At 67.0% G+C, this 23,782-nt stretch carries 18 protein-coding genes; 13 read left to right on the forward strand and 5 right to left on the reverse strand.

What is annotated here, in order from left to right; genetic code table 11:
- Positions 1-30 precede the first annotated feature (30 nt).
- Positions 31-1,245 (reverse strand): MFS transporter, encoded by a 1,215-nt coding sequence (locus K2Y56_RS01650; protein ID WP_292504211.1) that lies wholly within the window; start codon positions 1,243-1,245, stop codon positions 31-33.
- 130 nt (positions 1,246-1,375) lie between these two features.
- On the opposite strand from K2Y56_RS01650, the gene K2Y56_RS01655 reads away from it, so the two are divergent.
- Entirely contained in the window at positions 1,376-2,392 is a 1,017-nt protein-coding gene (locus tag K2Y56_RS01655) for a hypothetical protein (protein ID WP_292504213.1), read from the forward strand.
- Positions 2,393-2,435: 43 nt separating this feature from the next.
- Positions 2,436-2,876 carry a DUF1489 domain-containing protein gene (locus K2Y56_RS01660; RefSeq protein ID WP_292504215.1) on the forward strand — a complete coding sequence of 147 codons (441 nt, stop codon included), beginning with the start codon at positions 2,436-2,438 and terminating at the stop codon, positions 2,874-2,876.
- A gap of 40 nt (positions 2,877-2,916) precedes the next feature.
- Here K2Y56_RS01660 and K2Y56_RS01665 read toward each other — a convergent pair whose 3' ends face one another.
- Complete coding sequence (locus K2Y56_RS01665; RefSeq protein ID WP_292504218.1) at positions 2,917-9,474, reverse strand: hypothetical protein; 6,558 nt, start codon at positions 9,472-9,474, stop codon at positions 2,917-2,919.
- A 287-nt stretch (positions 9,475-9,761) separates the two neighbouring features.
- On the opposite strand from K2Y56_RS01665, the gene K2Y56_RS01670 reads away from it, so the two are divergent.
- Both K2Y56_RS01670 and K2Y56_RS01675 read left to right on the forward strand, forming a co-directional pair.
- Positions 9,762-10,070, forward strand: a complete 309-nt coding sequence (locus K2Y56_RS01670; RefSeq protein ID WP_292504220.1) for an Hpt domain-containing protein — start codon at positions 9,762-9,764, stop codon at positions 10,068-10,070.
- A gap of 211 nt (positions 10,071-10,281) precedes the next feature.
- Positions 10,282-10,602, forward strand: coding sequence for a 2Fe-2S iron-sulfur cluster-binding protein (locus tag K2Y56_RS01675; protein ID WP_292504223.1), 321 nt, complete (start codon positions 10,282-10,284; stop codon positions 10,600-10,602).
- Positions 10,603-10,612: 10 nt separating this feature from the next.
- On the opposite strand, the gene K2Y56_RS01680 is transcribed toward K2Y56_RS01675, so the two are convergent.
- The gene (locus K2Y56_RS01680; protein ID WP_292504226.1) at positions 10,613-10,792 is read right to left on the reverse strand and encodes a hypothetical protein; all 180 of its coding nucleotides are present in this window, start codon (positions 10,790-10,792) and stop codon (positions 10,613-10,615) included.
- A 261-nt stretch (positions 10,793-11,053) separates the two neighbouring features.
- Positions 11,054-12,226, reverse strand: a complete 1,173-nt coding sequence (locus K2Y56_RS01685; protein WP_292504228.1) for a VWA domain-containing protein — start codon at positions 12,224-12,226, stop codon at positions 11,054-11,056.
- Positions 12,227-12,558: 332 nt separating this feature from the next.
- Between K2Y56_RS01685 and K2Y56_RS01690 the strand changes: the two genes are divergently transcribed.
- The gene (locus tag K2Y56_RS01690) at positions 12,559-13,023 is read left to right on the forward strand and encodes a hypothetical protein (protein ID WP_292504231.1); all 465 of its coding nucleotides are present in this window, start codon (positions 12,559-12,561) and stop codon (positions 13,021-13,023) included.
- Between the two features lie 221 nt (positions 13,024-13,244).
- Here K2Y56_RS01690 and K2Y56_RS01695 read toward each other — a convergent pair whose 3' ends face one another.
- The gene (locus tag K2Y56_RS01695) at positions 13,245-15,068 is read right to left on the reverse strand and encodes a cation:proton antiporter (RefSeq protein WP_292504232.1); all 1,824 of its coding nucleotides are present in this window, start codon (positions 15,066-15,068) and stop codon (positions 13,245-13,247) included.
- A gap of 332 nt (positions 15,069-15,400) precedes the next feature.
- Here K2Y56_RS01695 and K2Y56_RS01700 point away from each other — a divergent pair, with 332 nt between their 5' ends.
- The 8 genes from K2Y56_RS01700 to K2Y56_RS01735 all read left to right on the forward strand — a co-directional run bounded on the left by K2Y56_RS01700 (position 15,401) and on the right by K2Y56_RS01735 (position 23,776).
- Positions 15,401-16,606 carry an ATPase gene (locus K2Y56_RS01700; protein WP_292504235.1) on the forward strand — a complete coding sequence of 402 codons (1,206 nt, stop codon included), beginning with the start codon at positions 15,401-15,403 and terminating at the stop codon, positions 16,604-16,606.
- Positions 16,603-17,250, forward strand: a complete 648-nt coding sequence (locus tag K2Y56_RS01705; RefSeq protein WP_292504238.1) for a hypothetical protein — start codon at positions 16,603-16,605, stop codon at positions 17,248-17,250. Before K2Y56_RS01700 ends, K2Y56_RS01705 begins: the two co-directional genes overlap by 4 nt.
- Before the next feature lie 108 nt (positions 17,251-17,358).
- On the forward strand, positions 17,359-18,210 hold the full coding sequence (locus K2Y56_RS01710; RefSeq protein ID WP_292504240.1) for a MoxR family ATPase: 852 nt from the start codon (positions 17,359-17,361) through the stop codon (positions 18,208-18,210).
- A 99-nt stretch (positions 18,211-18,309) separates the two neighbouring features.
- Positions 18,310-19,290, forward strand: coding sequence for an aldo/keto reductase (locus tag K2Y56_RS01715; protein ID WP_292504243.1), 981 nt, complete (start codon positions 18,310-18,312; stop codon positions 19,288-19,290).
- Positions 19,291-19,304: 14 nt separating this feature from the next.
- Positions 19,305-19,841, forward strand: coding sequence for a histidine phosphatase family protein (locus K2Y56_RS01720; protein WP_292504246.1), 537 nt, complete (start codon positions 19,305-19,307; stop codon positions 19,839-19,841).
- Positions 19,842-19,912: 71 nt separating this feature from the next.
- Entirely contained in the window at positions 19,913-21,139 is a 1,227-nt protein-coding gene (locus tag K2Y56_RS01725) for a hypothetical protein (protein ID WP_292504248.1), read from the forward strand.
- A 159-nt stretch (positions 21,140-21,298) separates the two neighbouring features.
- Entirely contained in the window at positions 21,299-22,738 is a 1,440-nt protein-coding gene (locus tag K2Y56_RS01730; RefSeq protein ID WP_292504251.1) for a YcjX family protein, read from the forward strand.
- A 21-nt stretch (positions 22,739-22,759) separates the two neighbouring features.
- Complete coding sequence (locus K2Y56_RS01735) at positions 22,760-23,776, forward strand: YcjF family protein (RefSeq protein ID WP_292504253.1); 1,017 nt, start codon at positions 22,760-22,762, stop codon at positions 23,774-23,776.
- Positions 23,777-23,782 lie beyond the last annotated feature (6 nt).

The following is a 23,782-nucleotide window of genomic DNA, read 5'->3' on the forward strand; positions in this document are numbered from 1 at the left end:
GCGATCTTCAGCCCCCTTCGCCTTGCTGACCTACAAACGCGGCGGTGTGAAGGCCTCGGTTGCAATCCGTCGCTTTGCCAGTTCCGTCAGGACGAGGCCGGACACGGCCAAAGGCGTCATCAGGGCGAAGGTCAGCGGCCCGCCTCCCGCCTGGTATGCTATGCCGCTCATCAGCGTTGAGGCGGCCGAGGCGAGGGCATTTGCGGAGCTGAAGGTTCCCTGTGCCCGGCCCCTAGCCCCGTCCGGCGCGAAACTCGATACGGCGGCCATGGCCCCGAGCTGCGTCGCGCCGAAGGTGAAGCCGTGCAGGCATTGCAGCATGAACATCGCCTCGAGCCTGTCGCCCACGAGGGCCATCCCGATGGCCCGCACCAGGGCCGCGGCCGCACCCATGGTGAGAAGACGGAACGGCGTCCGCCATGCCGCCGGCATCCTGCCGATTACTGCGAAGAGGATGATCTCGGACACGACGCCGATCGCCCAAAGGGCTCCGATCCAAGGCGCCGAGATGCCGCTAGCACCCCAATGGATGCTGGCGAAGGCGTAGATCGCGCCGTGGGTCGATTGAATTGCAGCGGCGGCCGCCACCGTCATGCATAGGACCTTCGGCAGCGGCACCCGGACCGATCGGTCGGCGGGGCGTGGGCTCTGAGGCGTGGCGACGCTGCTCGCCGTGGCAGTGAATGCGGCCACGAGGGCGAGGCCCGTCAGAAGCCAGGGGATCGCCGGCCGCTCGCCGAACCGATCGAGGAGCGCACCGCCCACGAGGCTTGCGGCGAGGAACGCGAGGGAGCCGGCCATGCGGATCCTGGCGTAATCGAGACGCCGGCTGGCACGCACCGCCGCAAGGGTCAGGTAATCGATGCTCGGCACGAGCGGCGCTCCCGCCACTGCGTTGAGGCCGATGAGAAGTGCGAGGATCGGCCATCCGATGACGGCGCCCGCCGGCATCAGCGCATAGGTGATCGCCAACGCCAGGCTTCCGGCGACGATCAGCCGGCGGGCGCTGACGCCCCGGTCTATCAGTCCGAGGAGCGGCGCCGTCGCCACGATCCTCACCGCAATGGGAAGCGCCAGGAGGGCGCCGATCAAGCGCGGATCAAGACCGAGTGCGTTCAGCCAGAGCGGCATGAACGGCATCGCGATCCCGATTTCGACGAAGACGACGGCATAGAGCAGCGAAAGGCGCGCGGCGTCGGGCTGGGCGGCAACGGGAGGACGGCTCTGCACGGACACCAAGCGCATGACGCGGGACGGGAATGCCCGGTTTTTCAGCGTAAAGCCGTCGTTAAAGTCGTCGTGTCAACCTGTCGGGCCTCGACGGCCTCAGTCATCGCTGACGGCTGTCGTGACGGTGTACCAAGGACGCGTTTGCATGTCGGGCTCCCGTTCCATCACGTCGACCGATGCCCCGGAATACGAGCTCATCGAAGCGACGATGTCGGAGAGCGCTCGCGGGCGCTGGTTCCTCCAGGAATACGCCCGCCGCAACCGCACCGCCGATACCGAGATGCTTCTCGGGGCGATCGAGCGTCTGGAAGGGGTCGTCACGGCCGAGCGGAACAGCGCGCCCGGACCCGACACGATCGATCGTGTGCGCGTCGACCTGATGGACATGGCGAACGCGATTGCCCGGACCAAGGTCGAGGTTGCGGCCATCCATGCTCCGGACGGCGACCACAGCCGCCTCGGCGTCGCCCTCGATGCGATCGTGCACACGACCGAGCGGGCAACCTCCGACATTCTCGGCGCGGCCGAGCATGTGCAGGAGGTGGCCTGGACCCTTCGCGAAGCCGGTTCCGACGACGCCGTTTGCGACGAGCTGGACCGCATGGCGACGCGCATCTACACGGCCTGCTCGTTCCAGGACATCACCGCACAGCGGACCGCTCGCATCATCCACACGCTGCGCTACCTCGAAGAGCGCCTCGGCGCGATGATGGCCGTCTGGGGTGACGAACTCGGTGACGTACCCGCGCAGAACCTGTCAGCGGAGGTTCCGGAGGAAGAGCTCTGCCAGAGCGACGTCGACCGCTACATCGGCATGGACGGCGTCCCGGCCACCGCATCCCATCCAAAGCCCGAACTGCCCGACGCGGCGTCCCTCGAGGACGAACTCCTGTTCGTCGAGAACTCGCAGGACGATGACGACATGTCGGTCGAAGCTCCGGTCGAGGACCCGACCGACCCGGTGTCCGAGAATGCGGAGGCAGCCAGCGAGGCCGCAACTCTCGACATGGCCGATGCCGAGGAGATCTCCACCCTGCCGTCGGAGCTCTTGGCTGACGCGACGGCCGAGGACGAGGAGTGGCCGGTGCAGACTGATATCGAGACCGCCTTCGCGGATATCGATCGGCTGACGCCCGAAGAGAAGTCTGCGCTGTTCTCTTGAAATCTCTCGATGCGGCAGCGTCCGATGCGCTAAGGGCAGGCGCATGGTGCTGCATCTTCTCAAGCTCTGCGTCGGCCCCGCTTCCATTGACGAACTTGTCGCCCGTATAGCGGCCAATCGGACCATGGCGCTGGCCACGGGCATCGATCCCGGCCCTGCGCACACAACCCGGATGTTCCCGAAGCGCGCGGTCGAGATCGCCGGGCGCGGTTCGATCTACTGGGTGATCAAAGGCACCCTGACCTGCCGCCAGGAGATTCGAGAAATCCTGCCGGTCACCGGCGCCGACGGGATCGGCCGTTGTCGGCTCGTCCTGGGTCCGGACGTGGTTCCGGTGGGGCCGCGACCGTGCCGGCCGTTCCAGGGCTGGCGCTACCTCGAAGCCAAGAATGCACCGCCCGATCTGGACGGCCGGCAGGCCGGAGATCTGGCCGAGATGCCGGAAAGCCTCCGCCGCGAGCTTGCCGGCCTCGGCCTGATCTGATCCCGGTCCGCGACGCACGGACCGGGCCGACGGCGTCGACCTACGCGCCGTCGAAACGGCCGCTGGCATGGGCCAGCATCGTGTAGACCTTGCCGGTTTCCGACGTGAGGTATGCGTCGGCGCGCTTCGAATCCCGGTCGTTGCGTGACACCTCACCGAGCAGGCGCTCGAACTCCGTCACATACCGGTCGACCGTGCGGTGGAACTCGGCATCCGCCCCGTAGCGCCGCCGGATCTCGTCGAAGGTCTGGCGACCCTGCTGCGTGTAGAGCGAGCGGTTGAACAGGTTCGGCTCTCCGCGGCGATAGCGCTCCCACAGGTCCACTGCCGTCTGATGATCGATCATCCTGGCGATGTCGGTGGTGAGCGTGTCGAGGGTCGTCGCCCGCCGGTCCGTCGCCGGCCTTACCGTCAGCGCGCTCGATGGGCCTGCTGCCGCGTCCGGCTTCGGCTGCGGCGAGCGAGCTGCCGGCTTCGACGCCGCCGGTACGGCATTGCGGATCTCCTCGTCCGTCGCCTCGTCGAGGGAAGCGCGGGTCAAGAGGTCCGAAAGCCAGCCCCGGTTGTCGCGGCTCGGCTTGGCCTCGTCTCGACGGGAGGAGGCGGGGCGTGCCTGCTCGGCGGAGGCCGGAGGTGCCGTCGTCACCACCGCGCGCGAGGGCGGCGTCGCGGCTGGAGCCTGCGGCGCTGGCTTCTGTTCGGCCGGGCGGCGCGCCTCGGGCTGTTCTGCGCGCGCCGGCACAACAGCCTGAACCATGGTCTTCGGCTGAGCGGCGGGCGCTGCCACATCCACCGACCGGCTCGAACGGGCGACGAGGGTGGACAGTTCGTTTAATGCCTTGATCTGATCCGATACGACGCGGCGCATTTCGCCAGTCGCATCCTGCGTCTCCCGCGGAAGATCGAGGACGCCGCGCTGCAGGTCGGCCCTGGTGGCTTCAAGCTCGCGCCGAATCTCAGCAGCCATGTCACGGAGCGTCGTCACCGACTCACCGAAGCGCGCAGAGGCGTTGCCGAACACCTCTGTCATTTGCTGCGACGCGCTAGCGACAGCAGCTTGAACGTGCTGCGTCGTTCTCTCGCCTTCGCTGCTGGCGCCTTCGCGCAACTTCTCGAACTCGCCCGTGACCTGTGTGCTGGCCGTCCTGGCGGTCTCAGACAACCTCTCGCCGATCTCTCTGGCGCGGTCCTCGGCAGCGCGTACGGTGTCACCGATCACGGAATCGAAGCGCTGAGCCTGGGTTTCGAGGGTGCCGGAGCGCTCCTCGATGCGGGCGAGTGCGGTCTCAATGGAAGCCACTCGCTCGGCAGCGCCCTGAGAGACGCGCCCTTCGATGTCCGCGAGTGAATTCGCCACCCGGGTGAGATTGCCCACATGCTCCCTGCCGCGCTCGGAGAGCAAGCGACTGCGATCGTCGAGGGAGGCGGCGAGCTCCGCGGCTTCGCGAAGGGCGCCTTCGGCCGTGCCCCGCAGCTGGTCGACCTGCGCGGCGACGGCGTCGCTGCCGCGGCGGGTCTCTTCCGCGATCTGGGAGAGCGCCCCCTGTATCTGATGGACCCGGCCGGCCAATCCTTCTTCGACGGCACCGAGGTTGCCGCCGGCTTCGCTGACGAGGGAACGCAGAGCCTCGTTGGCTCCGTTTATCCGCCCGAGCACTCCGTTGAGATCCCGACGAAGGTGCTCGTTAGTTTCATTGAGCGTCGCAATCGCGCGGGAGGCCCCGTCGTCGATCGTAGACAGAAGGGCCTTCGCCGAGGCGTCCGACTGGGCCACCAGAGCCTCGGTGCGCTCGCGAATCGCATCGATCAGCGGCTGACCATGCTCGCCGAGCGCGCGCTCGATCGCGCTGCCGCTCTCGTTGAGCGCGGTGACGAGTTCCGTCGCCGGGCCCTCGACGAGCCTGCGCAGGCGTTCGGCTTGATCGCCCATCGCATCGACGACGGCGTTACCGCGCCCGTCGAGCGTGCTGACGAGGGCACCGCCGCGCTCGTCGATCGCCCGGGTGATGACCTCCGCGCTCTCGGCAAGACGCTTCGAGAGCGCCTGGCCCCGCGAATCGATCAACGTGGCCAAGGCTCCCGAGCGGCGCTCGAAGGCGGTACCGAGCTCTTCCGCCCGGCCGTCGAGAAGTGACGCGATGGCATCGTTGCGCTGGTCGAGGGCGGCACCAAGCGCTGCCGCATGGGCATCGGCGAGGGCGGCGTGACGGCTGATGCGTTCGTCGAAGGCGGCGATCATCGTCGCTGTCCCTTGGTCGACGAGAGCCGCATAGGAATCCTGACGGTCGTCGAAGGCTGTGGCGAGGGCGTCGCCACGGGATGCGACGAGCGTCGCGAACGCCCTCATCCGGGTATCGATCCGGGTGGTGAAGGCTTCGCTTCGTGCATCGACTGCCTCGGTGAGGGTCGTGCCCTGCCTCTCGACCGTCTGCGCAAAAGCGGCGGCGCGGTCCTCAACCAACACGTCGAGGGCGCGCATGCGCTCGTCGAACAGGCTGGACAAGGTCTGGGTACGGGAATCAACGTGGTTGGTCAGGGCCGCCGTACGGCTGTCCACCAATCCGTCGAGGGCGCGCAGCATCTCGTCGAGAAGGCTGCGCATACCCGTTGTCCGCTCGTCGAGCGTCATGGCGACGCGCGCGCCGCTCCCATGGACAACCGCGTCGAGATTTCCGATGCGCTCGTCGAACAAGGTAGCGAGCGCTTGCGTGCGGATGTCGACGACCTCCGTGGCGTGCGTCAGGCTCGTCTCGATGGTGGTGACAAGATCCTGGCCGCGCTCGGCGAGGCCCTCCCGTAGCGGTCCGATACGGTCGTCGAAGGTCGCGGTGAGCGAACCCGCGTGGCTGTCGAGGATACCGCGGATCTCGTCGGTCCGCTCGTCCAGCGCCGTCGCCATAGCCCCTGCATGGCCCTGGAGTAGAGCGCGAATTTCGGCCGTGCGGTCTTCAAGCGTCGAGGAGACGGCACGGGAATGGCCGTCGACGAGTTCATGGATACGGCCGGTGCGTTCGTCGAGGGCTTCGGCAAGCGCCTGCGTCCGATGGTCGAGGATACCACGGACGTTCTCGGCGCGTCCGTCGATGGTCGCCGCGATGGCGCCGGACCGGTCGTCGAGCAGGCTGCGGATCTGCGCCGACCGTTCGTCGAACGTCGTCGCGAGCACGCCGGCATGATGGTCGAGGAGCCCGCGGATTTCGCCGGTGCGCCCATCGAGCAGGCCGTGGACCGTGCGCACGCCCTCATCGAGAAGCGCGCTGATGTCGGAGGTGCGCGAGTCCAAGGTCTTGCCGAGGCGGCCTTCGCCCTCCGTGAGCAGGCGCTCGGCCTCCGCGACGACGTCGCGTAGCCGTCCGAGCACAGCCTCGCCGCGCTGGTCGAGGATGGCGCCGAGGGAGGAGCTGCCGCTGTCGAACAGGCGGGCAAGGTCGGTGATGCGCGTTCCGAGGGCACCGAAGACCTGGCGCCCCTTCTCGTCGAGCTCGGTCGCCATCGCGGCGGTGCGCGCGTCGATGACCGAGCCGAGATCATCGGCACGCTGCGCGAAGGCCGTGCGGATCGCCTCCACCTGTCCGGCCAGTGCCTCATTGGCGCCGCCACTACGCTGCTCGATCAGCGAAACCAGTTCGCGGGTGCGGCTTGCAAGCTCGTCGTCCACCGCGCGGGTGCGGCTCTCGATGAGGCGGATCGCCTCGAAGGCTTGGGCGCCGAAGGTCTCGTCGATGAGGCGGCTGCGCTCTTCGAGGGCGGCGCTGATCGCGTCGAGACGATCGAGGACGCCGCTGTCGAAGCGGCCGACACCTTCGTCGAGGCGACGCGCGAGTTCGGTCGTCTGATGCTCGATGCGATCGGTGATCTCGCCGGTGCGGGCACTCAGGGTCTCACCGAGCCGCTGGCTGCGGGCGGCGATGTCCTCGGCCATGCCGTCGGCGCGGTTATCCAGGGCCTGAACCAGGTCGCGGCTGCTCTCGGCCATGATGCGCGCCATCTCGCCGGTGCGCACGATCAGGGCCTCATTGAGCGCAGTGGCGCGGGCGCCGAGGTGACCGTCGATATGGCTCACGAGGGTCGCGAAGGTCTCGCCGATCTCCGTCGAGCGCTTGACCGAGCGTTCCTCCAAGGCGCCGAGATGGGTCTCCACTGCCTCGCGCGCCTCGCGGGTGCGCTCGGCGATGGTCTCGGCCACGGCCTTGCCCTGGACGGTGATGACGCGGTCCATCTCCTCGAGCTGGCCGCCGACGACCTGACTCAGGGACGCGGTATCGCGGGAGATCCGGTCCGCCAAAATGTCGCCGCGGGAAATGACCTCCATCAGGGCACCGAGGCGGTCGTTGAGTACAGTGTCGAGTTCGCGGGTGCGGCCGTCGGCTGCTTCCGTGAAGTTGGCCCCGGTGCGGACCAAGGCCTCGTTGACCCGAGATCCTTGCGTCGTCACCGCCATCACGACGTCGCGTGCCGTCGTCGCGAGCTGGTTCTGGGCGTCGTTCGCGTGGGTCGAGATCAGATCGGTGAGGCTGCGTCCATGGCTCCCGAAGGCGGTCTCGACCTCCTGAATGCGCAGCGTCAGATCGGTGCGGATGTCCTCAGCGGTCGCTCCGAGGGAGCCGGCAGCCTCCGCGGCGCGTGCCGCCACGTCGACGTTGATGTCCTGAAGCGCGAGGCGGAGCGCCTCGACCGAGCTCCCGGTGCTACGGCCGATCTCCGCTCCGACGCCTTCGGCAACCTGCAGGAGGCTTGCGGCCGCATCGGAGGCCCGCGCCTCGAAGCCCTGGCCGAGAGCCCGGAACGCTTCGTCGAGGGCAGCGGACGCCTCTTCCGCCCGAAGGCTGACGAGGCTGACAACGCGCTCGCCGCTGGCGTTCAGGGTCGCCTCCAGCCCGCTTCCCTGGACGTTGACCGTCTCGTGCAGGCGGTCGGCAACCGCCGCCAGGCGATCGGCGAGGACCTCGCCCTTCGCGCCGACATCGGCGGACAAAATCTCGGCGGAGGCCAGGATCTCGTCCCGCAACTCGCTCGCGCGGGCACCGAAGGTCTCCACCACTCCGGTGGCGGCTTGCACAAGATCCGCCTGCGCATCGCGGCTGCGCGCTTCGATGAGCTCGGACACGCCGGCGCCGGCAGCTTCGATTTCGGCACGCAGGGCGGCGCCACGGCTGGCGATGTCGTCGCTGACGGCGGCGCCGGTGGTGGCGAAATGCTGGCGCAGTGCGTCGCCCGTCTCGGCGAAGCGCGCCGTGATGGTGCCGCCAGTGGAGGCGAACTGCTCAGTGAGCTCGTTACCCCGAGACAGGAACGTCGTCTCGAGAGAACGGGCGGATTCCTCGAAGCTCTGGCGCACCGAACCGCCCTGGCGGTTCAGGGCCGAGATGACCTCGGCGCCGGTCTCGGCAAGGGTCCGCGAGACCTGGCCGGCATTGTCTGCAAGCGTCGTCGTCAGAATGCCGCCGGTGCGCTCGAAAGCCTGGGTGACCTCGCTGGCTCGGACTTCCAGCGACTTGGCAAGGGCGTCACCGACTTCGGTCAGGCTGCCGCGAACGCCGTCGCTCGTGGCAACGAGGCGCTGCACGAGGTCATCGCCGCGATCGCTGACAAGTCCCACGACCTTATCGCCGGCCTCACCGAGCGCGGCGGTAATGGCTTCGCCGCGGGCATCGAGCGAACCGGTGACGCGGTCGCCGGCACCCGTCAGGGCGCTCACGATGCGCTCGGCTGCACCATCGAGTTCGGCGGTCAGGTTCTGGTGCGACCCGGTGATGGCGCCTCGAACGCGCTCGGCATTGGCGACGATGGATTCACGCTGGGCGACGAGTTCGTCGACCAGCGAGCGGATGCGGATTTCGTTCTCCGAATAGGCCCGCTCGAGGGTCGCGATCTCACCGCGCACGAGGGTCTCCAGCTCGCCGGCTCGGGCCAGCGCCCGCTCGACGCCGTCGCCGACAGCGGCGACCTCGCGGCGGACGGTCTGCGACATGGTGAGGACGGCATCGGTGGAGAAGTTCTCGGGTTCGGCCAGACGGATGGCGACCTCGCCCACGGCGCGCGCCACGAGGCGCATCTCCTGCGCCCGCACGGCCAGCATCGCCATGATGAAGCACAGGACGATGGGCCCGACGATTGCGCTTGCCGCCACGGCGGCCTGGATGGCGGTCAGCCCCAGGGCGAAGCCCTTGAGGTCGCCACCGGACTGGTTCCAGGCCAACGCCACGAGCGCACCAGCCCATACAAGGGCGGCGATCGCGGCCACGAGATAGGGCGTCGACGAGGGCCGCACACGCAGGGTCTGCTGCAGGATGCCGATGTTCTGGCGATCGTCGTTGGCAACAAGGGAGCGGTCGGGCGGCAGCAGCCCGCCTTCACGGCGAGGCCGGGTGCGCTCGACCTGGGCGAGGTCGGAGACGAGGGGCGGATCGATGTCGAGGCGCGGAGGAGACAGCCTTCCGCTGCGGTCGAGGAGGTCGTCGCCGTCGCCGACATCGGGCATCCGCGGCTCGACCCGCTTTTCATCCCGGTCCGGGGTGAGCATGTCGAGGTTCAGAGCGTGTTCGATCGCGGAAAGCGCCGCCTCGGCCGGGTCCTTGAGCTTCTTTTCCGTGGCCATTCAACGCCTCGTTACACTGGCTCCGACATGCCAACGGCCGCCGGAGTCATTTTTACCGATTTACCAAGGAAGTTTAGACTTCGTCGCCGGGCCGGGATACCCGCATCGCCCCGACGACGCGAAAAACCTTAACGGAATGGTTACCAAGCGAAAGCCCGACGACGTGGAGCGGCCTATCCGCATGATGCCTCAATGCTTAAGCAGAGGCGAATGGGAGTCGGACCGCCTGTGGACAGGCACCCGGCGGGGGAGGGGACGGCCATGACGATCGCTTCCGGAGAGCCGGCTTGATCGATCGCGATCACCTCTCCGCCCAGACCTTCGGCGATGCCGACCTTGCGCGGGAAGTTCTCGGCCTCTTTGTCCAACAATGCTCTCGGCTCATGCCTTTGATCCGCGACGGGAGCATCGAGCCGGGCCTGCGCGCGGATCACGTTCACACGCTTCGCGGCTCTGCGGTCGGGATCGGAGCGAACGCGGTCTCGCAGGTTTGCGCGATCCTGGAGGATGCCCTTCGGCGAAACGAGCCTGATGAAAAGGCCCTCGACCGTCTCTCGGACGCAGTCGACGCGACAGTTCTCGCCATCGCAAGCTGACAGACCTGAGGTTCGCGTCTGGCGGGAATGACGTCTGTGCGGCAAATGCGAGCCGCGACATATTCCTCCGGAACCGCCCTGGCGCTGCTGCGTCGGCGAAGGAATAAGGGCCGGTACGGCTTGAGCGCTTGCTTTCGGGGGCCCGCGCCTTCAAGGCAGGCGCGCGCCTTGAAACCGGCCACACCTGCGGTGGACGAAACCGGAGCCTGCGATGCCCAAAATCACCTACGTCGACCATGCCGGCACGGCCAGGACGGTAGACGGAGAGGTCGGATCGACCGTGATGGAGACGGCGATCCGCAACAACGTGCCCGGGATCGACGCCGAATGCGGCGGCGCCTGCGCCTGCGCGACCTGCCATGTCTATGTCGATGGGGAATGGGCGGCGATCGTCGGTCCGGCCGAGGCGATGGAGCAGGATATGCTCGATTTCGCGTCGGACGTCCGTTCAAGCTCGCGCCTGTCGTGTCAGATCCGGATCAAGCCGGAACTCGACGGCCTCACTGTGACGACCCCGGCGCGCCAGGGTTGAGGCTGCGAGTTCAGAGCGTCTCGGCAAATTGCAGGAGATAGCCGTCCCGGGCCTGGAAAAGGACCTGCCGGAGACCGGTCTCAAGCTGACCGACTCGGTACCGGGCGTCTTGGGGCGGTCGAAACAGCAGCCAGGAAGCCTCGCCGGGCCTTTTCGTGATCTGATCGAGGCTGTCTGACAGGGTCTGCAAGTTCACTCCGCGTCGCAGCGGCGGTTCGAGTGGGCGGTGAAACTGTTGCCTTTTACGAGGCACAACATGACCCCGGTGGTATCTCGGTCGATGAACGCGAATCCATCCTCAGATCGGGCATACGCAACTCCAAATCCAGAGATATCGCACCAGAAGTCGAGGTTGACTGCAGGATAACGTACATGGAGTGCGGGCATCAGGGCGCCGAACCCAACCGGCAGACCGCGTCTTAGCACGCGGTCTGAGACAGGCGGCTCCATCTCAGCGCATCAGCGCGCGTGTCGCCGCGTCGATGCCGTCGGGGTTGAGCGGAAACATTCTGTCCGCGACGAGGCGGCGGATCATCGTGGTGGATTGCGTGTACGCCCAATTACCGATGGGCACGGGGTTGAGCCAGACAGCCTTCGAAAAGTGATCGAGGAGCCGCCGGAGCCAGATCTCTCCCGCTTCCTCGTTCCAATGCTCCACCGATCCTCCAGGCATCGCGATCTCGTAAGGGCTCATCGCCGCGTCCCCTACGAAGACGAGGCGGTAATCCGAGGGGTAGGTGCGGATCACGTCGAGGAGAGGCACGCTTTCGTCGTGACGACGGCAATTGTCGCGCCATACTTTCTCGTAGGGACAATTGTGAAAGTAGAAATGCTCCAGGTGCTTGAACTCGGCGCGGGCGGCCGAGAACAGCTCCTCGGCGAGTTCGATATGCCAGTCCATCGAGCCGCCAACATCCAGGAACAGCAGCACCTTAACGCTGTTGCGCCGCTCTGGCCGCAGGCGCAGGTCGAGGTAACCGTTCGCCGCGCTCGCCCGGATCGTGCCATCGAGATCAAGTTCCTCCGCCGCCCCAGTCCTGGCGAAGCTGCGCAGACGCCGTAACGCCACGCGCAGATTGCGAGTGCCGAGCTCGACATCGCCGTCGAGATCTTTGAACTCGCGCTTATCCCAGACCTTCACCGCGCGGAAGTTGCGATTGCCGTCCTGGCCGATGCGAACGCCTTCCGGGTTGTAGCCGTAGGCGCCGAAGGGCGACGTGCCGCCGGTGCCGATCCACTTCGATCCGCCTTGATGACGCTCCTTCTGCTCCGCCAGACGCTGCTTCAGCGTCTCGAACAGCTTGTCCCAGCCCAAGGCCTTCAGCTCGGCCTTCTCCTCCTCGGTGAGGTACTTCTCGGTGAGCTTGCGAAGCCACTCGTCCGGGATCTCGACCGTATCGCTTTCGCCGGGGGCGAGCATGCCCTTGAAAACCCTGCCGAAGACGCGGTCGAATCGGTCGAGGTTCCGCTCGTCCTTTACGAGCGCGGTACGCGACAGAAGATAGAAGGTATCGGCGTTGCGGTCGGCGAGGTTGCGGTCGAGGGCTTCGAGCAGCGTGAGGTACTCTCGCAGAGTGACGGGAACCTTGGCAGCGCGAAGCTCGGCGAAGAACTGGAGCAGCATGGACGGACAACGCGCGAACCGGAGCATCTCGTCAAGTTGGCTGGAACCGTTCTGCGTGGCCGTCTCTCCAACCGCTCAGCGTCACTTGTACGTCCGGCCGGCGTCAAAAAAATATGAAGTTGGATAAGGATTTGGCCGGCGGGCTGATACAGCCGGGAGGGTAAAGGTTTTGCGATTCCCTGCACGAAGCTGGGTATAACCCCGGATTTCTGTTGATATCCCCCAAGCTAGGCTTCGACCCCCCTCCTTTAGCGTCACGAGAATCGAACAGCTAATCTCGCAGTGTCGCGCTGTGGTGGCCTCGGCGTGGGGCTTGCGTAGGGATGGACGCCATGTCGGTCGTCTTGCGATCTTTGAGCGACTTCAAACGGTTTCTGACGAAGCCGGGCGCGACGATTCAAATCGTGCGCAACACCTTCATCGAACGCCAGCCAAAGGCGTTTCAGGACGCTTATCGCGAAAAGGGCATGTACGAGCCCCGCACCGTCCAAGCCGTTTCAAAGAAAGCAGCCGTCTTTGCCGTAAAAGGCCATCCGACGACGATCTGGCTCTATTGGGATAAGGGCACCCGAAAATGGAGCTATTCCGGTGACACTGTCACCGTACCGCTCGATACGGCGCTCGGCCCACCTGACGAGATCGTTTATCGATGTAGTTACGCGACCGGCATGGAACCACGCACCAGGGTTGGTGTCCGTCGGGCCCCAAGAAAACCCGGAGAGCGGCCGATCGAGGCGCCCGCCCCCAAGCCGCCTAAGCCCAGCCTGCCGACACACAGTCAGGGACGTCTATTCTGATATTTACTTGAGCTCATCCGCCCTGAGTCGACGTAACGCGATAAACTGAAAGCATATCCTCGCCCATGCTCTTCGGTTTCAGATCTGACTGTCACGCCTCGACTTCGGCGACCCGTATTTCTGATTCCCGCACTGGAGGCAAGGTCGCCGACGGACGAAGCCGGCACAATAACAAAAATCTATTGGATGGCTGATTGCGCCTCCGGAAGGCCCGACTTCGATCACGCTTCCTTGATAGCGGGCGTTTCGGCGGTTTCGGGGACCGCCTTGCCGACGGTCCGGCGCGCGCGGAAGGCTGGCCGCACCTCCGTCTCCTTGCGCTTGAGCATGGCGCGGTACTCGTCCCGCCGTTCGTGGATCGAGGCGATGACGAGACCCATTGGCACCCCGACATCGACCAGTACCGCTTCCGAGAGCTGGAGCGATGCCTCGATGGTCTCCGGCACGGCATCGTCGACGCCGAGCTCGTAGAGGGCCGCCGCGTGACGGGCATCGCGGGCACGGGCGACGATTGTGATATCGCGCCGCTCAGCCCGCGCCGCCTCGACGACCGCTTCCACACCCCTCGGATTATCGAGCGTGACGACAAGCGCCCGCGCCGTTGCGATGTCGCAGCGGCGTAGCAATTCGGGGTTTGACGAATCGCCGAAATAGACGGGATTGCCCAGGCGCCGCTGCTCGGAAACGCGCGCCGCATCCGCGTCGAGGGCGAGATAGGGGATCTTGTGGCGGGTCAGCATCTCGCCGACGAGGCGGCCGACGCGGCCATAGCCGGCAATGATAACGCGGTTCTGCTGCTTGTCGGGGATCGGGTCGGCTCTGGCGCGGCCGAGGTTCTTGGTTGAAAGCCGGCGCCCGAGTCGCCTTGCGAGGACGGAGAGGCCGGGAATTGCGATCATCGTCACCGTCGTGACGATCAATGCCGCTTGGCCGACCTCGTTCGGCACGAGCCCGCCGACGATCGCCCCGCCGATGAGCACGAAGGCGAATTCTCCGCCAGGTCCGAGCAGCAAAGCCGATTCCAGCGCCACCGACCGCGAGACGCGGAAGAAGGGCGCGGCCGCGACGATGATCGCCGCCTTGATCGCGATCAGGCACAGAGCGAGCCCGATGATAGTTGCGGGAGCGGAGAGCAGCAGCGCGGGATCGAGGCCCATGCCCACCGAGACGAAGAAGACCCCGAGCAGAAGGCCCTTGAACGGGTCGATGGTCGCCTCGATCGCCCGGCGATACTCTGTTTCGGCCAGGAGTAGGCCGGCAACGAAGGCACCGAGCGTCATCGACAGGCCGCTTGCCGCAGCGGTGAGGGCAGTGGCGACGATGACGAGGAGACAGGCCGCCATGAACAGCTCGGGCGAGCGTGTCCGCGCAACGAGCTGGAACAGCGGCCGGAGCGCGAGGCGGCCGGCGACGACGATGACGAGGACGGCGATTGCTGCCTGGCCGAGCGCGATCGCCAGCACCGAGCCCACGTCGGCGCCGTCGCGTCGTCCGAGGACCGCCACCGCGAAAAGGAGCGGCGCGACCGCGAGATCCTGAAACAGTAGCACCGCGAAGCTGGCGCGGCCCGCCGGGCTGTTCAGGCGCTTCTGCTCGGCGAGCACGGGAATGACGACGGCGGTCGATGACAGAGCCAACGCGAAGCCGACGATCAGGGCCGCCGCCACGCCGACGCCCGCACCGTAGAGGCAGCTCGCGATGACCACCGCCGATGCGAGGACCTGCACGGAGCCGAGACCGAAGACGAGGCGCCGCAGGGTACGAAGGCGCTCCCATGACAACTCCACGCCGATCATGAACATGAGGAAGATCACGCCGAATTCGGCGAGGTGGCTGATCTGCTCCCGGTTGCCGATCGTAACGAGGCCGATCCAAGGCATAGCGTCGGCGAACCGTCCGAGGCCGAACGGTCCGAGAAGCGCGCCTGCGCCTATGAAACCGAGAACGGGGCTGATGCGCAGCCGATGGAACAGCGGTACGACCACGCCCGCCGTGACCAGAAAGATGATGGCTTCCTTGTAGGAGCCGGCGTGGACCTCGGTCATCGCGTTCCGGTTCGTGCGGGGGCGGATCGGATCATGAGCCAGTCCCTGGCCTTCGCAACCCTCAATCTGGCCGGCAGACCGACGGTGCTGCGGCTTCGAGAGAGGTGAGGTCGGTGTCTGTGCCCAATGACTGCTTGGCTCCGGCTTTGCGGGACACCGCCTAGTGAAGCAAGCGGGTTTCTCGCCGCTTTCGCGGAGCCATGAACAGAGATCGGGCGACTCTTTCTCGACGGCACGCCGAGGCGGCGCAAAAACGGCACAATAGCCGCATAACCGGACAGCTTAACCGAGTGTTAAAGACGCTCCGTCGCGTATCGAGACCCGAGTGGCCCATGCCGAGAAATCCGCCGAGCAGGGATGTCCAGCGCGAACGACGCGCCTGGATCCGCGAGAAGGAACATTGGCGTCACGAGCGCCACGTCGAGCGCGGATACCGCATCAAGTGGGGCTATGTCGGCATCGCCTACTTCGTCGAGGCAATGGTCATCGGCGCCTCGCTTTGGGGCGCATGGCTGTTCGCAGGCTACTACAGCGACGGCGATGAACGCGCCTTCTACTTCATGCTGCTGGCGCCGCTCGTTTACGCCGCTGTCGAACTCTGCCGCGTTCCCCTCGGAATTCTCGCCCGTACCCAGCGGTCTTACCTCGTACGTTCTCTCGCGATCATCGGCATCATCTTCGCCGCTGGCGTAACGACGAAGTCGGTGTCGCAGCTTGGTGAGATGATGTTCCATCCTCGTCTGATGGATGCGGCCAAGGCCAAGACGGCGCTGAAGGACGCCCAGGCTGACCGGGCTAGCATAGACACCCGCATCGCCGCCGCCGATGCGCGCGTCGCTCAGTACACCACCGAGCTCGATCAGATCGAGAAGCGCGCCGCGGACAACGCGTCCCAGCTCGCCGGTCTGCCGGCACAGCGCTGCGAGCGGATCTCCGGCACCAACAGCCGCGGTCAGCGCTATTCAAACCTCAAATGCGTCACCGATCCGCGCACGGCGACGCTCAATGCCAGCGTCGCCAAGGCCGGGACCGACCGCGCCCTTGTCGTGAAGTCCCTGGAGGATGCCCGCAAGGCTCGGGCCGAACTCGATCGGGGAGCCGCAGACCGAAAGGTCGCCGATGCCGAGCAGATTTATCGGAACTCGGTCAACCGCTCGCAGCTCCACTCGTTTACCGCCATGGTCTACGGCGTCGACCCGATCGAAGTGACGGACGCGCAGGTCCACGCCTTCCTTCGGATTTTCGTGTTCGTGCCGGCGCTCTGCGCCGCCTTCGCCTCGACGATCCTCGCCCTCTGCTCGGTCTCGGTGCGCAAGACTTTCATGGACGAGGACGACCTCGGCGCCACCGTCGACCCGGCGGCGACGCCTTACATGCTGGACTCGATCACCGATGCGATCCGCGAGGAGATGGGATTGCAGCAGCCCAAGCCCGCGGCGCGTGAGGCCGCGGCGTCCGGTGCGGTCATCCCGATGGATCGCCGTCCGGCGCAGAGCGCACCGATCCCGGTCCCGGCAAGCGCGGGAGCCGGCGCATGAGCCTCCACGCTCCTGGGACGCCGGAGAACGTCGTCCTTGCCCAGAGCGTCAACGGGCGCCTTCGGGCGGAGGCCCGGATGATCGGTGCCCGCGCCTTCCTGTTCCGCTCGCTCGGGGCAGGGGCCTTCACGCTCCTCGCGGGCGCTGGTCTCGGCGCGGCCTTCTACGGCTATGCGACCATGAACCAGTTCGACAGCGCGGCGGAGAAGATCGCCGCCGCGATGCAGACGGCGCTTGCCGATGTGACGATCAAGACCAAGGGCGAGGTGACGCTCACCGACAACACGCTGAAGCTCGAAGGCGGCATGCCGCGTAGCGGAGTGCCGACTCCGACCCAGGCGCAGCTCGGCAACGATGCCGCGCCGGCCTCGAAGGCGCCGGTGAACACTACCTTCACGGTGTTCAAGCAGGTGCCCTACATGGACGGGCAGATCGTGACCGGCTGGAACTTCCGTGCCAACGAGGACGCGCCCTTCCAGCAATATTGCTACTTCTCGCGCCGGACCAACGAGACGAAGGGGCAGGTCGAGATCAAGATCGACCTCGCAATGGACGGCAAGATCCTGCCGCAGCCAGCGAAATCCGACGTGAACCTCGAGATCCTCGGGCGCAATTGCGTGTGGAGCGAGGGGAAAAAGTCGTGAAGGGCGCCGTAGCAGCAACTTGAGCTTCGGTGATGCTCGCCAGGACTCATCGTCACCGCGCGTCACGGATCGAGCTCGCGACACGTCCGAAAAGGAACGACACGTCTGATGCGCTTTACCGGAACCGATGCCTACGTCGCGACGAACGACCTGACGATCGCGGTCAATGCCGCCATCGTGCTCGAACGCCCGCTCCTGGTTAAGGGCGAGCCCGGCACCGGCAAGACGGTTCTGGCCGAGGAGATCGCCAAGGGCCTCGGTGTCCCCCTGCTGACCTGGAACATCAAGTCGACCACCAAGGCGCAGCAGGGTCTCTACGAATACGATGCGGTCTCGCGCCTGCGCGATTCCCAGCTCGGCGACCCGCGCGTCTCCGACATCGGCAACTACATCCGCCGCGGCAAGCTCTGGGAGGCCTTCACGGCGCCCGAGCGCCCGGTTCTGCTCATCGACGAGATCGACAAGGCCGACATCGAATTTCCCAACGATCTCCTGACCGAGCTCGACCGAATGGAGTTCCACGTCTACGAGACCGGCGAGACCGTGAAGGCGGAACGCCGCCCGATCGTGATCATCACATCGAACAACGAGAAGGAATTGCCGGACGCGTTCCTGCGCCGGTGCTTTTTCCACTACATCAAGTTTCCCGACGCCGAGACGCTGCAGGCGATCGTCGATGTCCATTATCCCGGCATCAAGCAGCGGTTGGTGGCCGAGGCGTTGCGGATCTTCCTCGAAGTGCGCGAGACCCCGGGGATCAAGAAGAAGCCTTCGACCTCCGAACTGCTCGATTGGCTCAAGCTCCTCGTCTCCGAGGACATCTCGCCCGAGCAGCTGCGCGAACGCGACCCGCGTAAGCTGATCCCGCCGCTGCATGGAGCACTCCTCAAGAACGAGCAGGATGTCAGCCTCTTCGAGAAGCTCGCCTTCATGATGCGGCGCGAGGGTCGCGGAGGGTGAGGCTTCTCGCCTTCGAGCTATTGGACGTCGGGGTCCCCATTGGCGCCGCGGTTCGCGGGAGTTAGCTATGCCGGCGACGCGAGGAGGAAACCGGGGCTCATGAAGATCAAGAAGCTCGGCCGAACAGGCCTCGACGTTTCGCCGCTCTGCCTTGGCTGCATGACTTACGGCATCCCCGAGCGCGGTCCGCATTCCTGGACGCTTCGTGAAGACGAGAGCCGGCCGCTGATCAGGCGCGCCCTCGATCTCGGATTCAACTTCTTCGACACGGCGAATTTCTATTCGGACGGCACAAGCGAGGAGATCCTCGGGCGTGCCATCAAGGACTATGCCGACCGCGATGCCATCGTGCTGGCGACGAAGTGCTACTTCCCCCTGAGGAGCCAGCCCAATGCCGGCGGCCTCTCGCGCAAGGCCATCTTCTCATCGATCGATGCGTCCCTGCAACGCCTCGGCACCGACTACGTCGATCTCTTCCAAATCCATCGTTGGGATTACGAGACGCCGATCGAGGTGACGCTGGAGGCGCTTCACGACGTCGTGAAGGCCGGTAAGGCGCGCTATATCGGAGCCTCGTCGATGTATGCGTGGCAGTTTGCAAAGGCGCTGTTCACGGCCGATCTCAACGGCTGGACCCGGTTCGCGACGATGCAGGACCATTACAACCTGCTCCACCGCGAGGAGGAGCGCGAGATGATCCCGCTCTGTGCCGATCAGGGCGTCGCGATCCTGCCATGGAGCCCGCTTGCGCGGGGTCGCCTGACCCGCGATTGGAACGAGACCAGCCCGCGCCAGGACACCGACGAGGTCGGTCGCAAGCTCTACGCGGCGACGGAAGCCGCCGACCGCGCCGTCGTCGAGGCGGTGGCGACAATCGCCGCGTCGCGGTGCGTTCCGCGGGCACAGGTGGCCCTCGCCTGGGTCGCGCAGAAGCCGAACGTCTGCGCGCCGATCATCGGCGCCTCGAAGCCCCACCACCTCGACGATGCCGTGGCGGCCCTCGCCCTCGAACTGACGCCCGAGGAGACAAAGGCGCTGGAGGCGGCTTACGTCCCACACCCGATCGTCGGCTACCTGTGAGTGGAAAAGATCCTGTGCCCGATAACGCTCGCCGTCGCCTCATCCTGTTGCGCCATGCCAAGTCTGACCGGCCGGCCGGAATTCGCGATCTCGAGCGTCCGCTGAACCCACGCGGACGCCGGGCCGCGCCCCTCATCGGGCAGTACATGGCTAAGGAGGGCCTTCGCCCCGACCGCGCGGTGATCTCGACCTCCACGAGGACGCGCGAGACCTGGGACGCTGTGCGCGAAGCCATCGGCAACCCGCCTTCGGAGTTCGTCGAGGCGATCTACGAAGCTCCGGCGGAAGCCCTGCTGGCGGTAATCCGGTCCGCGCCTGACGACTCGGCCAGCCTGCTCCTCGTCGGCCACAATCCGGGGATCCAGGATCTCGCCATGGCGCTCGTAGGGTCTGGCCCCGAGGCCTTGCAGCGCCAGCTCTCCACCGAGTTCCCGACGGCGGCGCTCGCCGTCATCGACTTCGACGTCGCGGGCTGGGCGGATATCCGCCGCAGGTCCGGCGAGGTCGACCGCTTCGTCCGGCCGCGCGACCTCGAGGAAGAGGAAGCTTGATCGGTTCTCTTCATTGAACCGTTCCCCCCTGACGTCGTTGCCGAGAGCCATTCCGACAGCGTGAACCGCCCGTGCTCCTGACATCCCTCGTGATCGCGACGACCCTCTTTCCCGGCATGAGAAAGGGAATCGACGTCGTCCGGCGGAACGCCGACGACCTCGCCATGCGCATCGCCCTGCCGGCTGAAGCACCCGCACCTGCGCCGGTCTTCTCGACCGAAGCACGGGCGGTCTCGAACTGGCGGGCGGAGGCGGGACAATCGCTGCGTCCGGCCTCTCTTGCCCTCGTCGCACGCTACGCCGCCACCGAGCCGGTCTTCGTCGCCCGCTGCGTCCGGCTCAACAATTACTGGTGCATCAAAAGCGCCCGTTGGACCGGCGAGATCGGCGCCGATTCCGAAGGCCATACCGGCTTCGCCACGGCGGGCGCCGGAGCCGATGCGGCCGCGCAATTGCTGCGGCGCTACTACCGCGACCTCAACCGCCGCACAGCCCTTTCCATCGTACGCCGCTGGGCGCCGGCCGAATGCCGATCGCCCGCCCTGGCCTCCGCGCCGACGGGACCGGTCTCGAAGGAGGTGGCGCCTCTCGGCCTGCGCAAGAATCTGCGCGCCCGCTACCTTGCCCGCAACACCCGCGGCGGCATGCCGAAGGCAGTGGCGGCCTCCCGGCGTGCTCCGACGCCGTCCGCGGGGCCTCTTCGCGTCCAGCCCTGGTCAGCCCGCGCCCTGATGGCGCGCGGCCGGCCTCCCGGGCCTCCGGTACGTGCCCGCGAGGCGAGCGCGAGACCCGAGCCCGCTCCACAAAATCCGAATCTGCTGGTCAAGCCCTCGGTTCTTCTCGTCAAACCGTCGGTACTGCTGGTGCGCCCCTCGGAGCTTCTGATGCAGCCCAAGGCGGCAGGGACCCCCGCTCGCCAGCCGCGGGCGAAGCCCGAGGTTCCCACTCGGCCGGTAGCCGTTCTGGCGGAGCGCCTGGCAATGGAAGCCGCAGCCCTGCCTCCGATCGCAGCCGGCGGACCATCGATCCCGCTCCTCGACCTCAGCGTCCCGCCGCCGCTCTGTGCGAACGACGAGACCCGCATCCGCAACTACGCCACGCGGATCGCCGCCAGTATCGGCGTCAAGATCGAGGACGATCTCGGGCTCTTCGCCGCCGATGGCCGGCCGTCGGCCAACCTCGCGCCCGTCATGCTGGCGATGTCCGCGGTCGAGCTCGGCACGCTTCGGGCCAGTCCCGCTCTGGTCGAGGGGGCGATCGCTCGCCTGGCGGCCGGCACCCCGGCTGCCGGACCGTGAAAGCCGGAGCCGGCTCGGGCGGGGACGGCCCTTGCGGTCGCGCTTCCCGCGCGCCACCTCACCGCAGCCGCCAAGGTCCCGCGCCAAGATCCCCCCGCCACCCATGCCCTTCCGTCAATGATCCCTCGCCCATGATCCCTTGCCCATGATCCCTCGCCGATGACTAGCTTTACCGCGCGCGCCGGATCGGCGGTCCGGGCCTTCGCCGAAGCGTCGAGCGATCTCCTGATCCAGCCGACGCTCCGGCTCGGCGTCACCGGGCTCGCCCGCTCGGGCAAGACGGTGTTCACGACCGCCCTGATCCATCATCTCGTCGAGGCGCATCCCCTGCCGGCCTTCGCCCCGTCACAGGAAGGCCGCCTGCGGCGCGCCCGCCTGGTGCCCCAGCCGGACGACGACATCCCTCGCTTTCCCTTCGAGGATCATTACTCGGCACTGAGCGGCCCGCGCGTCTGGCCGCGATCCACGGACAGGATCAGCCAGTTCCGGCTCGCCATCGAGTACGAGCGCTCGGGAGGCTGGCGCTCGGGTCCCGGGACCCTGATGCTCGACGTGGTCGATTATCCAGGCGAATGGCTCCTCGACCTCGCCTTGATCGACCAGAGCTATACCGGCTGGTCGCGCGCTACCATCGCCGGCACGAGGCGAAGCGGCCGGGCCGAGGCCGCCGCGCCCTGGCTCGACACCCTCAAGGCCCTCGATCCGCAGGCGCCCCTCGACGAGGTGGTCGCCGAGCAGGCGAGCACGGCCTTCAAGACCTACCTCGCCGCCTTGCGGGCTGGGCCCGAAGCGGTGGCGACGACCCCGCCGGGCCGGTTCCTGATGCCGGGCGATCTCGCCGGCTCGCCGGCCCTGACCTTCGCGCCGCTGGACAACCTCGTCGAGCCGCTGAGCCCCGACAGCCTCGCGGGCCTGATGGAGCGGCGCTTCGAGGCCTACAAGGCGAAGGTGGTCGAGCCGTTCTTCCGCAACCATTTCCAGCGCGTCGACCGCCAAATCGTCCTCGTCGACGTTCTCGCCGCCGTGGATGCCGGGCCTGCCGCCCTCGCCGAGCTCGAGGAGGCCCTCGACGCGGTGCTCCTCAGCTTCCGCATCGGCCGCAACACCATCTTGTCTCGCCTGTTCGCGCCGCGGGCCGAGCGCATCCTGTTCGCCGCCACCAAGGCGGATCACCTGCACCAGACCAGCCACGACCGCCTCGACGCGCTCCTGCGCCATCTCGTCTCGCGCGCCATGCGCCGTACCGAGGCGGCGGGCGCCCGCGTCGGTACCGTCGCGCTGGCCTCGGTGCGGGCGACGCGAGAGACCACGATCCATGACGGCAACGAAATCCTTCGGGCGGTATCCGGCACGCCCGAGGCCGGCGAGATCGTCGGCGACGAGGTCTTCGACGGGTTGAGCGAGGCCGCGATCTTCCCCGGCGAGCTTCCGGCCCGCCCGGAGGCCGTCCTTGACGGCGCGGTGCCGCCGGGTTCCTTGCGCTTTCCACGCTTCCGCCCGCCCGCGATCAAGGCCGATGCGCTGGGCCGCCCCGGCCATCTGCCTCAGATCCGGCTGGACCGAGCGATGCAGTTCCTGATCGGAGACAAGCTTGCCTGATCGCCCCCGAAAGGTCGCGACATGACCTCGACACAGCGTCCCCGCGCCTTCCGCATCCCCTCTGCCGATGATTCCTCGGCCGTCGAGGCTGTGGTTACGCCGAGCACCGTCCGCATCGTCGAAGAACCCTTCGAGATCGTCGACGCCGCCGACGGGACGCCGGTGCCGGTGGCGCCCAAGGCGAGGGCGCCGTGGCTGTCGATCCTGTTCGTCGCCCTCGGCGGGCTCGTCTCCCTCGGGGTCGGGCTATCGCTCGAGCGGCTGATCGCCGACCTGTTCTCGGCGGCGCCCTGGCTCGGCTGGGTCGCGCTCGTGCTCCTGGCACTTGCCGGCATCGCCTTCCTGGCCATCGTCGCGCGTGAGCTCGGCGGGGTCTGGCGCGAGCGACAGATCGAGGCCCTGCGCGGGCGGGCGATGGAGGCCGTCGCGACGCGGGACCACAGCCAGGCGCAATCGGTCGTCCGCGATCTCGCCGCGCTCTACGCCGACAGGGCCGTTCTCAAAGCAGGACGTCAGCGCCTGGACACACTCGGCGACGCGATCCTCGACGTCGACGACCGTCTCGGCATCGCCGAGCACGAGCTGCTTTCGCCCCTCGACAGGCAGGCTCGCAACGCGATCGCGGCGTCCGCCAAGCAGGTCTCGGCGGTGACGGCACTCAGCCCCCGCGCCATCGTCGACGTCGCCTTCGTGGTCTTCGTGGCGGTGCGCCTGCTCCGGCGGATCGCGACGATCTATGGCGGCCGGCCGGGCTTCCTAGGCTTCATCCGCCTCGCACGCTCGGCCTTCGCCCATCTCACCGCCACGGGAGGCATGGCAGTGGGCGAGAGCATGATGCAGCAGGTGCTCGGCCTCGGCATCGCGGCCCGCGTTTCGGCCAAGCTCGGGGAGGGTGTTCTCAACGGGCTGATGACCGCGCGCTTCGGGCTCGCCGCCATGGCGGTATGCCGGCCGCTGCCCTTCATCCGCGAGGAGCCGCCACGCCTCATCGACGTCGCGAGCGAATTGCTGCGCGCCTCGACGGAGGAGAAGCCGTAGGCCTGA

The sequence above is a fragment of the Methylobacterium sp. genome (assembly GCF_019745455.1).
In the GTDB taxonomy this organism is placed as follows: Bacteria; Pseudomonadota; Alphaproteobacteria; order Rhizobiales; family Beijerinckiaceae; genus Methylobacterium.